Origin of the sequence: Bacillus sp. JJ1764 (assembly GCF_036962145.1) — a bacterium.
Lineage (GTDB): Bacteria > Bacillota > Bacilli > Bacillales > Cytobacillaceae > Neobacillus.
Genome location: NZ_JBALNY010000182.1, coordinates 1 through 13,860, shown reverse-complemented (window position 1 = coordinate 13,860; position 13,860 = coordinate 1). Strand labels below are relative to the sequence as shown.

Here is a 13,860-nt window from a genome sequence, read left to right as displayed (position 1 = left end):
ACACAGCCTATATTAAAGAAGCGTGGACAATTCCACGCTTCTACGATCTTATAATTGTCTAAGTTCCTGCATGATTTCAGTTTTAGACTTGGTTTTTTCATCAATGTCTTTAATTTTTCTAGCCGGTGTACCAGCCACAACTGTGTAAGGAGCTACATCTTGAGTTACAACTGCTCCAGCTGCAACAACCGAACCTTTTCCGATCGTAACCCCTTCAAGAACGACTGCATTAGCTCCAATCAAAACATCATCCTCCACAATAACCGGCTTAGCTGAAGGAGGCTCAATCACACCTGCTAAGACAGTTCCAGCCCCGATATGACAGTTGTTTCCTACAGTTGCTCTTCCACCAAGTACGACGCCCATATCGATCATTGTTTTTTCACCGATAACGGCACCAATATTGATAACGGCCCCCATCATAATGACAGCATTATCACCGATTTCTACCTGATCACGAATGATGACACCCGGCTCAATACGAGCATTAATATTTTTTGTATCCAATAAAGGAATGGCAGAATTACGACGATCATTTTCAATCACATAATCTTCAATTTTCGCTTTATTCTCTTCTAGAATTGCATGAATCTCAGACCATTCTCCAAAAACAACGCCAGTAGAGCCATTTATGAAGGTTTTTGTATCGGCACCAAAGTCAATCCCTGATAGATCGCCTTTTACATATACCTTAACCGGAGTTGTTTTTTTACTATTTTGGATAAAGGAAATAATTTCGTATGCATCCATTAAATAAATACCCCCTATTATGTACTAAAAAATACTTTATCAGACAAAAGCAATGAAAACAAGAGAAAAAGCACTGGATTAATCAGAATCGGATATATGCTCTTTCACCACCTCAACAAAGGCTTGTACCTGTTTTAATTGGAATGCAGATTCATAACCCAGCAGCCATGTATCACGTTTAAGTGGCTCATTTTTTTCATTAACCAACGGAATCTTAAAAATCCCTTTTTCTGCCTTCGTTATGGTTATGCCAGGCAGGATCGCATAGCCAATTCCGTTAAATGCCATTTGTTTACATGTTTCAATTTGATCTACCACAACTGTACGTTTTGGTGATGTGTGAAAGTTCATCATCCACCAATCCTGTATCTCCTGATAATAACTTGAATCACTTTTAAATTGGATAAACGGCCGATCTATTTCCAATACCTCCTCAGGGCGGGTAATTTCCCGATCCACCAAATAAAGCGGGTCATGAAATAAATGGACCTTTACCCCCTTCCAATCTGGAGTACCACGAATAATACCAACATGTACTTGATCCTCATATAAGGAATGCAAAATTTCACTGCTCCAACCTGTTACTAATGAAATTTTCACCTGTGGATATTTATCAATAAATTTTTTCAACACTTGTGGCAGCCAGTTTTGTCCAACAATAGAAGCAACAGCTATTTTTAACGTACCTGAAACCCCTTCATGCAGGGAATAAATTGTTTCACGGACTTTTTCTTGCTTTTTAAGCACTTCATTAACAAAACCGATTACATGCTCTCCCGCAGGGGTAAGAGATAGCCCTTTTTGTGAGCGAATAAACAATTTTGCTCCCCATTCTTTCTCTATTGTTTGAAGCCGTTGAGAAAGGGCGGGCTGTGATACAAATAAACGCTCAGAAGCCTTTCTCATATTCATTTCCTGAGCCAAAACAGATAATAATTGAAATTCAGATAGGGAGGACATGTTGACACCTTCTAATTAAGCCCTGTGATCATCACACAGAGCTGTTGTTTGATTTCGGTATAAATAAGATTAGAAATAAGCTTAAAACTGAAAAAGCAAGGACTACGTCATATACATAATGCAAGGAAAGGGTCAAACCGTCCTGCAAGATATTTCGGATTGCATTGGACAGTTTTTCCCGATCAGCTACTTTTAGGAGAAGATTTGTGTCATTGACGGTCAGTGACCGATCATGCTGACTTAAATATTGAGTTAATCGATTATTTAATATTCCTCCAAGCAAAGCTGCACCAATGGTATTTCCCAAATTTCGCATAAACATATTAGCTGCGGTGGCAATTCCCCGCTGCTCCCAGCTAACCGTGCTCTGAATTGAAACAATAAAAGCAGTAGAGGTTAGTCCCATACCAACACCTATGAAAAAAGAACCAATCGCTGCCCAGACCGGACCAACCGAAGCGGTCATTGTTACGAACGTTACACTGCCAATGATTAAGAATACGCCACCAATCAAGGAAGTTTTTCGATATCCAATTGTGTTAAGCATTTTCCCGGAGAGTGCCGAGGCAATTGGCCAACCAATTGACATAGTTGTTAAAGTAAAACCAGCAATGATAGGGGGTTGCTCCATTACTCCCTGTACAAACGTTGGTAAAAAGCTAGAAATACCAATTAACATGATACCTGTTGTTAACGAGGTTATGTTCGCAATAAAAATAGATTTCTGTCTCCAGATTGAAAACGGCATAATCGGCTCTTTTGCCCGACCCTCTTGATAAATAAACCCAATTAATGAAAGAACCACTGCTGCAAGTAAACCTATGATCTGCCAAGAGCCCCACGACCAGTGAACTCCCCCTTCGACCAGGACAAACATGATTGAAGAAATGGCAATCGTGATCAGCACTGCCCCTATATAATCTATTTCATGCAGCTTCTTTCTGATATTTTCATGTAAAAACATCCATAAGCCAATTAAAGATAATATTCCTAACGGGACATTAATCCAAAAAACATATCTCCAGCTAACGTATTGAACAAGCAACCCTCCAATTGCAGGCCCTGTAACTGCAGAAATTCCCCACACACTCGATAAATAACCTTGAATCTTGGCTCTTTCCTCCGTAGTGTATATGTCACCAACAATCGTAGTGGCAATTGGGGTAACCGCCCCTGCCCCAAATCCTTGAATTAACCGAAAAACAATCAGCATTTTCATGGAAGAGGCAAACCCGCAAAGAATGGATCCTATTAAAAAGAAACTGATTCCAATTGTAAGAATAGGCTTCCTTCCAAAAAGGTCTGAAAGTTTTCCGTATATCAATACTGTAACAGAGTTCATTAAAAGGTAGGCTGAAAAGACCCAACTATAAAGTTTAAATCCCCCTAAATCTGCAACAATGGCTGGCATAGCCGTCGAAACGATGGTTGCTTCAATGGCGCCCATAAACATAGCCAACATAACTGCAGCCAATACAAAAGACCTTTTTGTTTGCTTTCTGGGTGCTCCCATTGCTCCTTGATTGCTTACTTCTACCATACATCCACCCCCTCAGAACCTTTTGTTCAAAAATACAGCCCCCATAACGGGAGCTGCTTAGATTTATTTACCATTCATTCTTCTCAACAATCCATTGATCTGGTTTAGCACAGTACTTCTTGGTAAAATACCTTCAAAAAATCCATCATCCGTTTCCACACAAAGAAAAGGTTGAGAAACTAATAATTCTAAGCACTTATTAATGGGAGTAGACAAAGTGACCCGAGGTATAGATTGTTTCATAACCTCTTCCACTCGTTTTTTTTCAAGCTGCTCAAACTCAATTCTTTCAAGCCCGAGAATGGAATCCATTATGATTGGAGTGCTTATTAACCCATGTAGCTTATAGTGAGGATCTAAGACAGGTATGGCTGTATATCCGCTTTTTGTTAATACCAATAAGGCATGCTCAAGATTATTCCCCACTTGTACATGTGCAACCCGCTCAGATGGAATCATTAGTTCTTTAATCGTTAATTTCAAAAATTCCCCGCTTGGAAGATTGATCATCTCCGAAAACTCCTCATGTATGATTTATTTCATGATTATTCTATCATAGTTCAAGTTGGTATGTATAATGTAATGATATGAAAAAAAGGAACCTGAAAGGTCCCTATTGGATTAAGTCAAAAATTTCAATGGTAATCATATCAATATTATCAAATTGATAACGTTTTGGTTTTTCTTTTTCGAAATACACTTCTAACTCATATGTCTCAGTTTTTGGATGATAAGTTACCTGACATTTTCTATCTCCATTAACCTCGAAATACCTCTGAGTGGGTTCACCATTATTAGATTGTTCTTGAAGGTTTTTTAACCTTGTTAATATTCCTTGAAGCTGTGACATTTGCTCCTACTCCTTTCAACCAAAAACAAGCTTTCTACTTTTAGGTTTCCTATTTGGCAATATTCTATCCAAAAGGAGCATTTCCACCATATGGAAACACCATTCATTTAGATGCCAATATAAAAAGAATAAATTAACAGTATCTATTTGTCCAAACAAAATTTAAGAAAAAGCCTTTTTTTTTCATCAAAAAACAAAAAATGGCCTCCAATTACGCTCGAGACCATTAATAAAAAGTAACCGCAATAAACAGGATGATAAATAAAACCAAGGCAAAAAAGATCCCATAAGACAGGAAAATTGGATTTTTTATATAAACATTTTTCTGAATTGGCTTTGCCAATTGGGTATCCATCTCACCTTCAACTGTTTTTTGTTGTCTGCCAACAGCAAGAGTATAGATAAGCGAAATCGCAAGAATGCCTGCAATGAGAATGGCAATAGTCATTTCAAAAAGATTCATGAGTATAACTCCTCTCAACATCAAAAAGTTACCCTTAAATTGCCACGGGCATCCATATTCTATACAGGTGAATTATTACAATAATTGATCATGTTCAAAAAGATATTGATAGGAAATATCAAAAAAGAGATAATCCTCTCCATTAATCGGGAATGAAAATGTCCGGATGTTTTCTCCCGTTTCAATATCGCAGTATAAATCAGATAAAATACCCTTACGTTCATTTCGCATCTTTATAATATTCTCTAAAAAATAGGGACGCCAACTCCAATTTTTATGGAGATATTCCTCTTGTGAATACCAACCTTCTTTTCCCTTATACAAGTTTGCTGATTTTTGAAACCCATCCTCATCACATATATACATTCGAAAGGCTATTTGATCCATTTCCTTTCCAATAACTTGAAGCAAGTCTTCATAATTAGCCTTTTTGTTTTTCATAATAATTTCCTGGACTTTATTTTGAAAAAATTCAGCAGTTAGATAAACGGTTTCCAGCTTTTTTTTCTCATAGGAAATAAAATCATGATACTTTTCCTTTAATCTACATTTTAAAAAATCACGATCAATAAAATCAGCCTCTGGCGGGTGTAAATAAAAACCTTGATAATAGCGGCCACCATTCTTCCAAGCAAATTGCAGTTGATAACTCATTTCAATATTCTCAAATAACAAGGTTGCACCGATTTTTCTGGCCAGTAAAGAAAGTGAATATAATATATCATTAAAGTTCGTTCTTGTTGAGGTTGATTTTAGTGCCTCCAAATTAATTTTAAGGATATCAGGTTCCAATTTGCCAATCCGCTCAAAAATACGGCTTTCACTATCCAGTCTAGCTATCGCAATCTTCATTCCATATGTTCGGTAATATTGCAAAAGATTATCGAATTGACCCAAATTTCCACTGTACTTTTGCTCTGAGATCTCTAATACAATCCGACTTAAATTCAAACCTCTTTTTTCAAATGCCAGTAATTCCTGTAAAAACGGCTCCCCGTGTTCATACATAAGAAGTTCAGCATTTCGATTCAGAAAAAAACAAACATCTTCATCAGTCAATAATGCTTTTTCTAAAGCACTTTTAACGATAATTAAGTCTACCTCATATTTATATTCATCCGGAATTTGGTCATCCAGAAAAAAAGGACCAAGACTAATGATCTCCTCATCAGATTGATATCTTCCCAAAACCTCATAGGCTATAACACGCTGTTCATCGGCACTAAAAATCGGCTGGAAATAAGGAAAAACATTCTGTAAATCTGATAAGATTTCCAATGCATCCATTTAAGTACCTCCATTTTCAAATTTATCTCATTATACCATACCCCTCCTAACCACTGCTTATTATTTGCCAACAGGATACCAATATAGAGCGGATGAAACCGTCGCACAATAAAGAAAGCTCTTCTTAAGGAGGGTACTTCATTTGAAAAAACTTTGCCTAATTGCTTCCATTCTGCCTGTGTTTGGTTGTAATCATTTCGAAGCAAAGGAGCCTTTAGAAAATGTTACAGTAGAAAGCCCTTTCAGGAATGATAGAAAAAATGAAACTGCTTCAGAAAAGAGTTATACTCAACGTGGTTTAGATCTACCATTAAATCATCGGATTAACAAAGAGGTTCCTAATGAGCAAATAGAGAATTCCACCAAGTCACCTCTTAAGGGGCATACCTTACTTGATGTAGTTTTAATAAGTCAAAATCCTGAATTAAAGTTTGGCTGTGAAGTGACCAGTCTTGCAATGATGCTTCACTATGCTGGAGTACCGACAAACAAAATGGATCTGTACCACGCCATTGAAAAGGATCCGGATTCTCTTGTAAAATCACCAACTGGTGATATTCTGCATTGGGGCAATCCAGCAAGTGGCTTTGTCGGTGATATGACGGGGAGGCGCCCAGGATATGCTGTTTTCGATAAACCGATGATTAATTTAATTAATCAAAAGCTTCCAGGCCGTGCGGTCAACTTAACCGGACAGCCATTTGAGCAGATTTTGCAGCATGTTTCAAATGGCTTCCCTGTAGTTGTTTGGACCACCGGTGATTTTCGACTTCCTGATCGTTGGGAAGCTTGGAATCACGGAAAGGAGCAAATTAAAACACCGCTGGATCTTCATGTAGTGTTACTGGTTGGTTATGATGCCGAATATGTGTATCTCAATGACCCGCTTTCAGGACGAAAACATGTTAAGGTTGATAAAAGGCGATTCATCTCAACCTGGCATGCTTTACAGTCCAGAGCAGTCAGTTATAAGTAAAAGTTCCTTTTTTGCAGCCGATTTTAGGCTGCTTTTTTAGGTATCTTTCCTTTTTTTTTGAATAAACACTAATAAAGTTCCTTTTTCTCTTGCAAACATGAGATAAATTAACGACAATTACAATTGGGGTAAATAAAATTAGGAATGATTATAAAAATGACTAAACCATTAACGAGGAGAAAATTTATAAAACGAATAGTCGGTACCATGTTTACCCTTCTGGGGATTAGTTCCGTAGGGTATGTGTATGCTCATCGAATCGAGCCTTCAATGCTTGAGATCAACCAATTGGAGATGTCCCATTCACTCATTCCTATTGGGTTCAATGGCAAAAAAATCGTTCAATTTAGTGATACCCATTTAGGTTTTCAATATAATTTGCATCAATTGAACGAATTAGTGAGTACTATAAATGATTTTGCACCAGATATTATTCTATTTACTGGAGATTTAATGGACGAGCCAAACAAATTCATGCAGATTAATCAGCTGAGGTCCATTTTACAAAAATTACATGCTCCCCTTGGAAAGTACTGTATTTATGGAAATCACGATCATGGCGGCTATGGTTCAGAAATCTATCGTGACATTATGGAGTCTGCTGGATTTACTGTTCTGTTAAATCAATCAGTTCCAATTCACTATGATAGAAGCAGTAAAATTTATTTGACTGGAATTGATGATCGAATGCTTGGTAGGCCTGATTTGCCTTTAGCATTAAAAAATGTGCCTTCTAATACATTTTCTATTCTTTTATCCCATGCTCCCGATGTAGCTGATGACGCTTCACAATATCCGGTTCAATGGCAGTTGAGCGGACACAGTCATGGTGGACAAGTGAAAATCCCCTTTTTGGGTGCCCTTGTGATTCCGCCATTTGCAAGAATTTATCAGGAAGGTCTGTATAAGATTGGAAATAATAAACCATTGATGCTTTATGTCAATAGGGGGTTAGGGACAACACGTCTTCCATTTCGCTTTATGGCAAAACCGGAATTAACCGTCTTCACCCTTAGGAGTTTTTAAAATCCTTATCTTCCGAAAATGATAAGGATTTTTCAATTCCTGCGACTTTGTTTCTATTTTCAAGAAAAAAAGGTATAATAAAAATTAATTCTTATAAATTTGAAAGGAGTTTCTATTTTGAATCCCGACCAGAAATATCCCCATAAAAACCTGAATTTAACCATCGATAACCTCTCACAAGCCGTCTTTATTGTGAATCGGCATGCCAAAACGGCACCAAACCCCAAGTTTTTATACAAATTAAAACAAGAAGCATTAAAAAAATTAATTGAAGAAGGTAAAGCTCGAAAAATAGGTCTCCATTTTTCAGAAAATCCACGGAACAGTCAACAGCAATCTGATGTATTAGTTGAATGCGGCAACTACTTATTCCATATCCCGCCAGCTAAAACGGATTTTCATGATCTTCCTCATCTTGGGAAATTGGATGGGCATGTAAGGAATCCAAAAGCGGTTCTATCTTTAAATACAGCTAAAACCTTATTACAAAGATATACAGGTTTTACCGAATTGGAAAAACAATCGGCACCTAATCAGAAAAATCAACAGCGATACCAAAAGCCAGTTTTCAAGAAATTAGGAGAACGATATAGTTAATTTACCAACATAGAGAGGAAGGACAAGAGTTGGAGCATTTCATTAATCAACGAATAAAAGAGATTGAAATATCAGGAATTCGTAAATTTTTTAATATGGTGGCCGACCTCGATGACCTCATTTCATTTACAATTGGTCAACCGGATTTCCCCACACCTGAACATGTTAAACTAGCAGGAATTAACGCTATTAATGAGGATTTTACTTCTTATACTCATAATGCAGGCACCATGGAATTAAGACAAGCTGCATGTAATTTCGTTGCTAAAAAATATAATTTGCATTATAAAGCCGAATCAGAAGTAATTGTTACGGTAGGAGCAAGTGAAGCCATCGATATAGCCTTTAGAACCATTTTGTCGGAAGGGGTGGAGGTGATCCTGCCAGGGCCTATCTATCCTGGATATGAACCGATTATCCGTATGATGGGAGCTGTTCCGATCCATGTTGATATACGCCAAACTAATTTCCGTTTTACATTGGAAGCAATGAAACCCTATATTACCGAAAAGACGCGATGTATCGTACTTCCCTATCCATCAAACCCTACAGGGGTTAGCCTTACCGGTGAAGAGTTAAAAGAAATTGCCGATTATTTACAAGAAAGAGATATATTTGTTCTTGCAGATGAGATTTATAGTGAGCTCACCTATGATCGCCCACATCAATCCATTGCCACATTTTTAAAAAGTAAGACCATCGTTATTAACGGTCTTTCAAAGTCTCATTCTATGACAGGATGGAGAATCGGCTTTTTGTTTGCTCCAGAAAACATTTCGAAACATATGTTAAAGGTTCACCAATATAATGTTTCTTGCGCGACTTCTATTGCTCAAAAAGCAGCCTTGGAGGCCTTGACGATTGGAATTGATGATGCCCTCTCCATGAAAAAAGAGTATCAATCGCGAAGAGATTATGTGGTTGATCGCTTACGTTCAATGGGACTTGAAGCAGTCAAACCGGATGGCGCTTTTTATTTCTTTGTTAAAATTCCACATACTATTTCATTAAATAGCTTTGATTTTGCCCTAAAGCTGGTTCATGAAACCAAAGTGGCTGTTGTTCCTGGCAGCGCATTTTCTGAATATGGAGAAGGGTATTTCCGCCTTTCCTTTGCCTGTTCCATGGAAACTCTTGAACTTGGACTAAATCGAATTGAACAGTTTATAAAAAATATAGACAGTTAAAAAGAACCCTCACAATGTGAGGGTTCTATTGTCCTTCGTACTTCCCATTATTTTTTGCTGCTTTAACCTTTTTGGCCTTGTCTTTGTGGATTTTATTGGTTGCAGCCGAACCCATTTCATGGGCAAATTCTTCATTTAATACCGCAGAATCAAAACCTTTTTTATTTTTTTGTTTTGCATCATTTTTTTTAGTCCTTTTTGCCATAAAAAACTCCTCCTATCTAAGTAACAATCATAGTTTCCTTTTGATAGGAGAAATTTATTCTAGAGGGGTTGCACTTAATTTTTCCAATATTTATATAGTGCCTGGGTGCCGCTATTTTCTTCACCATTTTCCGCTAACTGGCTGTAAAGTGATTTGGCCAGCTCTAACCCTGGAACCTCCATCCCCATTTGTTCAGCCTCGTCTAGGGCAATCTTCATATCTTTAATAAAATGCTTAATATAAAAGCCCGGTTCAAAATTTCCTTGCAGCATTCTAGGTGCAAGGTTACTTAATGACCAGCTGCCGGCAGCCCCTGAGGTGATACTTTTGAGCACTTTTTCAGGATCCAGTCCAGCTTTTTCTGCATAGATGATTGCCTCACAAACCCCAATCATATTGGTTGCAATGGCGATTTGGTTTGACATTTTTGTATGCTGTCCAGCGCCTGGCTTCCCTTGATGAACGATATTACTTCCCAGCAACTCAAGAAGTGGCTGAACGGCACCAAACGCTTCCACTTCACCACCAACCATAATAGAGAGTGTTGCATTTCTTGCCCCTATGTCACCACCTGAAACAGGAGCGTCCAGTGTCTGAATACCATTTTTTTTCGCTTCCTCATGGATTTTAATAGCTAAAGTCGGTGAAGAAGTAGTCATATCAATGAAAATACTCCCAGTTTTCCCATTTGTGATTAGTCCATTTTCACCAAGATACACTTCTTCCACATCTGCCGGATAACCCACAATGGTAAATACAACGTTTGCTTCCTCTGCAACCTTTTTTGGAGTATCGGCCCATTTCGCGCCACTTTCCAATAAACTATTTGCCTTTTCTTTAGTTCTTGAATAAATCACCAACGGGTATCCAGCTTTCAATAAATGTTCCGCCATGCTTTTCCCCATTACACCTGTGCCGATAAACCCAATAACAGTATTCTCTTTCGTAAGCATCTTGCATCCTCCCTATATGTATAATCTTTTTTAATTTTAGCACTAAAATAATTCTAATTTTATAAAAAATACCGGAACCACTTGTGGCCCCGGTCAACAAGATTCTTCTATAGTTCTGATGAAAAATTAGTGAGATAAACTCGGCCAAATACCTCTTCATTATTAAAGACTTCAATCGAAACCGCATGATTCTTCTCAATCATCGTCTCAAGTTCATGAATATGTAAATCTTTTTTTAATGGTATCGGGTCCATAAAAATATATTTTTCATCTTTTTCACCCACATCCAAATATTCGCCGTTGCGTACTTGGTCTTCACCATAAATGATTTCCGACTTACCAATTGCGGCAGCTAATTTTTCATCATGGATGGTGATCTTTACTTTGTATAATGATTGGGTTCCTTCTAAAAGTTCATCATTAATCCGAAACCGAAATTGAAGTTCATTATTTTTTGTTAGTAAGGTATCTGCATACCTATTTACAATTAACTCATTTGAAATCAACATTCCACAGCCACTCATTAACATTGTAACAGTCAAAACCAACGCTACTCGAATATTTTTTTGCATGTTTAACCCTCCCTTATATGTTTACCATAGACAAAAAATATTGGTAATAAACGTTAATGGAGGTTAATTGAGGGGAAAAGTTCTAGATTGACTTTACCATTCCTCCGTCGACGAGAAATGCACTTCCTGTCATATAGGAATTGGCATCTGACAATAAGAAAACAGCGACACTCGCAAATTCCTCTGGTGTTCCATATCGCTTTAACGGTATTCCTGCTTTAACCTGTGCTTCAATGGCCTCAATGGAGACACCTTGTCTGTCAGCATTAATTTGATCTAAGTGTTTAACGCGATCCGTGGCAATTCTGCCAGGTGCTAAAGTATTTATCAAAATATTATAGGAAGCCAATTCAGAAGCAAGAGTCTTGGAAAGACCGATAATACCAGTCCGGAAAGTATTCGATAGGATTAATCCCGGAATCGGTTCTTTAATAGAAGAGGAAGCGATATTTAGGATTTTACCGCCGTGCTGCTTTAAGTAGGGTAATGCTTCTCTTATTAAGCGAACATAGGATAATAAATTTAATTCAAACGATGCCTGCCATGCCTCATCATTCAAGTCCTCAAATGAACCAGCAGGCGGCCCACCTGCATTATTAACCAGTAACTGAATACTACCAAATCTTTCTACAGTTTTGGTAACAAGCTGTTTAAGATCCTCTACCTTTGTTATGTTTGCTGTCTGAAAGGCAGCCTTTCCTGGACCAATCGCTTCTAATTCCTTTACCTTTTTCAGGAGCTTGTCCTCTTCACGTCCAGAAATCATGACGTTTGCCCCTTCTCTCACTAATTGTTCGGCAATCGCAAAGCCTAATCCCTGGCTTGATGCGGCAACTAAAGCTGTTTTACCTTTTAAATTCAAATCCATAAGTATAATAACCCCTCTCTACTTAGCACTATTCTATATTATACAATAAATAGAGTGAAAACTTAGAAAAAAAGAACCGATAATTGAAATCGGTTCTTTAATAGGTAAAAACGTTATTTAATTGCTGCATTAACAGCTTCAACAACTTGTCCAGTCGTTTGCATATTTAACACCTTTTGTGCTAATGATTCCATATCTGCTTTGTTCAAGTTCTTGATTAAAGAACGTGCTTTTAAGATAGAAGTAGCACTCATGGAAAATTCATCAAGTCCTAATCCTAGTAAAACAGGAATAGCTGTTTCATCTCCTGCCATTTCTCCACACATTCCTGCCCATTTTCCTTCAGCATGGGCCGCATCAATAACCATTTTAACCAATCTTAATATAGATGGGCTGTAAGGCTGATATAAATAGGATACACGTTGATTCATACGGTCAGCAGCCATAGTATATTGAATTAAATCATTGGTACCAATACTGAAGAAGTCAACTTCTTTAGCAAATTGGTCAGCAAGTACCGCAGTTGAAGGGATTTCTACCATGATTCCGAGTTCAATCTTGTCAGATACTTTTTGACCTTCTGCTTGAAGGTTTTGTTTTTCTTCTTCAAGAATGGCTTTTGCATCCCTGAACTCATCTAGAGTTGCAATCATTGGGAACATAATTTTTAAGTTACCATAGATGCTTGCACGCAGCAATGCACGCAGTTGTGTTCTGAAGATTCCCTGCTCTTCTAAACATAAACGAATCGCACGGAAGCCTAAGAAAGGATTCATTTCTTTAGGTAATTCCAAATATGGGAGCTCTTTGTCTCCGCCAATATCCAGTGTACGGACAACAACTGGTTTACCGTTCATTCCTTCTAAAACAGCTTTATACGCCTCAAACTGTTCCTCTTCTGTTGGAAGCTGGTCTCTGCCCATATAAAGGAACTCGGTACGATATAATCCAACTGCTTCGCCACCATTGGCAATAACACCTTTTAAATCATTTGGAGTCCCGATGTTTGCAGCTAGTTCAACATGGTGACCGTCTGCAGATACAGTAGGCTCATTCACTAATTTTGCCCATTCTGCTTTTTGAGTTTCATAATCTTCATGGATTTTACGATATTGTGCCACTACTTCAGGTGTCGGATTGATATGTACTTCTCCCTTTAATCCGTCAACAATGACAAGGTCACCATTATTGATTTCCTCAGTAGCTGATTTCGTTCCTACAACAGCAGGGATTTCCAACGAACGTGCCATGATGGCAGAATGTGAAGTACGGCCTCCAATATTAGTTGTAAAACCTTTCACAAAATCTCGGTTTAATTGTGCAGTATCTGATGGAGTTAAATCCTCTGCCACAATAATAACCTCTTCTGCGATCATGCTTGGGTTCGGTAATTGGACGCCTAGTAAGTGAGATAACACGCGCTTTGTGACATCACGAATATCAGCTGCACGTTCCTTCATATACTCATTGTCCATTTGTTCAAACATCATAACAAACATATCTGCTGTTTCTTTTAACGCTGATTCTGCATTTACTTTTTCGGATTGGATTTTATCCTCGATTGGGGAATTTAATTCAGGGTCACTTAAGACAAGAAGATGCGCTTCAAAAATAGCTGCTTTATCT

The 13,860-nt window shown here is 37.8% G+C and carries 16 protein-coding genes; 4 read left to right on the top strand and 12 right to left on the bottom strand.

The features are described from left to right. Positions 1–48: 48 nt before the first annotated feature. The 7 genes from dapD to V7083_RS20685 all read right to left on the bottom strand — a co-directional run bounded on the left by dapD (position 49) and on the right by V7083_RS20685 (position 5,850). Complete coding sequence (gene dapD, locus V7083_RS20715) at positions 49–759, bottom strand: 2,3,4,5-tetrahydropyridine-2,6-dicarboxylate N-acetyltransferase (RefSeq protein ID WP_335481491.1); 711 nt, start codon at positions 757–759, stop codon at positions 49–51. Between the two features lie 69 nt (positions 760–828). Continuing rightward, positions 829–1,710 carry a LysR family transcriptional regulator gene (locus V7083_RS20710; RefSeq protein WP_335481489.1) on the bottom strand — a complete coding sequence of 294 codons (882 nt, stop codon included), beginning with the start codon at positions 1,708–1,710 and terminating at the stop codon, positions 829–831. A gap of 31 nt (positions 1,711–1,741) precedes the next feature. Next, positions 1,742–3,250, bottom strand: coding sequence for an MDR family MFS transporter (locus V7083_RS20705; protein WP_335481487.1), 1,509 nt, complete (start codon positions 3,248–3,250; stop codon positions 1,742–1,744). 63 nt (positions 3,251–3,313) lie between these two features. After that, complete coding sequence (gene cbpB, locus V7083_RS20700) at positions 3,314–3,760, bottom strand: cyclic-di-AMP-binding protein CbpB (RefSeq protein WP_335481485.1); 447 nt, start codon at positions 3,758–3,760, stop codon at positions 3,314–3,316. Positions 3,761–3,863: 103 nt separating this feature from the next. Continuing rightward, positions 3,864–4,100, bottom strand: coding sequence for a YkuJ family protein (locus tag V7083_RS20695; RefSeq protein WP_335481483.1), 237 nt, complete (start codon positions 4,098–4,100; stop codon positions 3,864–3,866). 226 nt (positions 4,101–4,326) lie between these two features. Next, a complete protein-coding gene (locus V7083_RS20690) occupies positions 4,327–4,563 on the bottom strand; it encodes a hypothetical protein (RefSeq protein ID WP_335481481.1) in 237 nt (78 codons plus the stop codon). A 75-nt stretch (positions 4,564–4,638) separates the two neighbouring features. Continuing rightward, a complete protein-coding gene (locus V7083_RS20685) occupies positions 4,639–5,850 on the bottom strand; it encodes an EAL domain-containing protein (RefSeq protein ID WP_335481479.1) in 1,212 nt (403 codons plus the stop codon). 142 nt (positions 5,851–5,992) lie between these two features. Here V7083_RS20685 and V7083_RS20680 point away from each other — a divergent pair, with 142 nt between their 5' ends. From V7083_RS20680 to V7083_RS20665, 4 genes are all read left to right on the top strand, one after another. Then, a complete protein-coding gene (locus V7083_RS20680; RefSeq protein WP_335481477.1) occupies positions 5,993–6,826 on the top strand; it encodes a C39 family peptidase in 834 nt (277 codons plus the stop codon). Positions 6,827–6,982: 156 nt separating this feature from the next. Next, complete coding sequence (locus tag V7083_RS20675; RefSeq protein WP_335481475.1) at positions 6,983–7,852, top strand: metallophosphoesterase; 870 nt, start codon at positions 6,983–6,985, stop codon at positions 7,850–7,852. 117 nt (positions 7,853–7,969) lie between these two features. Next, a complete protein-coding gene (locus tag V7083_RS20670) occupies positions 7,970–8,449 on the top strand; it encodes a YkyB family protein (RefSeq protein ID WP_335481473.1) in 480 nt (159 codons plus the stop codon). A 29-nt stretch (positions 8,450–8,478) separates the two neighbouring features. Then, entirely contained in the window at positions 8,479–9,636 is a 1,158-nt protein-coding gene (locus tag V7083_RS20665; protein ID WP_335481471.1) for an aminotransferase A, read from the top strand. 25 nt (positions 9,637–9,661) lie between these two features. On the opposite strand, the gene V7083_RS20660 is transcribed toward V7083_RS20665, so the two are convergent. From V7083_RS20660 to ptsP, 5 genes are all read right to left on the bottom strand, one after another. Continuing rightward, positions 9,662–9,841: a hypothetical protein gene (locus V7083_RS20660; protein ID WP_335481469.1), complete on the bottom strand. Its 180-nt coding sequence runs from the start codon at positions 9,839–9,841 to the stop codon at positions 9,662–9,664. A 74-nt stretch (positions 9,842–9,915) separates the two neighbouring features. After that, positions 9,916–10,794, bottom strand: coding sequence for an NAD(P)-dependent oxidoreductase (locus tag V7083_RS20655; RefSeq protein ID WP_335481467.1), 879 nt, complete (start codon positions 10,792–10,794; stop codon positions 9,916–9,918). 107 nt (positions 10,795–10,901) lie between these two features. After that, the gene (locus V7083_RS20650) at positions 10,902–11,366 is read right to left on the bottom strand and encodes a hypothetical protein (protein ID WP_335481465.1); all 465 of its coding nucleotides are present in this window, start codon (positions 11,364–11,366) and stop codon (positions 10,902–10,904) included. A gap of 82 nt (positions 11,367–11,448) precedes the next feature. Next, entirely contained in the window at positions 11,449–12,234 is a 786-nt protein-coding gene (locus tag V7083_RS20645) for an SDR family oxidoreductase (RefSeq protein WP_335481463.1), read from the bottom strand. 113 nt (positions 12,235–12,347) lie between these two features. Then, on the bottom strand, positions 12,348–13,860 hold a 1,513-nt coding region (gene ptsP, locus V7083_RS20640; RefSeq protein ID WP_335481461.1), incomplete at its 5' end, for a phosphoenolpyruvate--protein phosphotransferase.

What these genes read in the sequence shown, in the direction of transcription:
- V7083_RS20710 (WP_335481489.1), bottom strand. Translation starts at nt 1,710, where the DNA reads ATGTCCTCCCTATCTGAATTTCAATTATTATCTGTTTTGGCTCAGGAA.
- V7083_RS20705 (WP_335481487.1), bottom strand. Translation starts at nt 3,250, where the DNA reads ATGGTAGAAGTAAGCAATCAAGGAGCAATGGGAGCACCCAGAAAGCAA.
- cbpB (WP_335481485.1), bottom strand. Translation starts at nt 3,760, where the DNA reads ATGATCAATCTTCCAAGCGGGGAATTTTTGAAATTAACGATTAAAGAA.
- V7083_RS20695 (WP_335481483.1), bottom strand. Translation starts at nt 4,100, where the DNA reads ATGTCACAGCTTCAAGGAATATTAACAAGGTTAAAAAACCTTCAAGAA.
- V7083_RS20690 (WP_335481481.1), bottom strand. Translation starts at nt 4,563, where the DNA reads ATGAATCTTTTTGAAATGACTATTGCCATTCTCATTGCAGGCATTCTT.
- V7083_RS20685 (WP_335481479.1), bottom strand. Translation starts at nt 5,850, where the DNA reads ATGGATGCATTGGAAATCTTATCAGATTTACAGAATGTTTTTCCTTAT.
- V7083_RS20675 (WP_335481475.1), top strand. Translation starts at nt 6,983, where the DNA reads ATGACTAAACCATTAACGAGGAGAAAATTTATAAAACGAATAGTCGGT.
- V7083_RS20660 (WP_335481469.1), bottom strand. Translation starts at nt 9,841, where the DNA reads ATGGCAAAAAGGACTAAAAAAAATGATGCAAAACAAAAAAATAAAAAA.
- V7083_RS20655 (WP_335481467.1), bottom strand. Translation starts at nt 10,794, where the DNA reads ATGCTTACGAAAGAGAATACTGTTATTGGGTTTATCGGCACAGGTGTA.
- V7083_RS20650 (WP_335481465.1), bottom strand. Translation starts at nt 11,366, where the DNA reads ATGCAAAAAAATATTCGAGTAGCGTTGGTTTTGACTGTTACAATGTTA.
- V7083_RS20645 (WP_335481463.1), bottom strand. Translation starts at nt 12,234, where the DNA reads ATGGATTTGAATTTAAAAGGTAAAACAGCTTTAGTTGCCGCATCAAGC.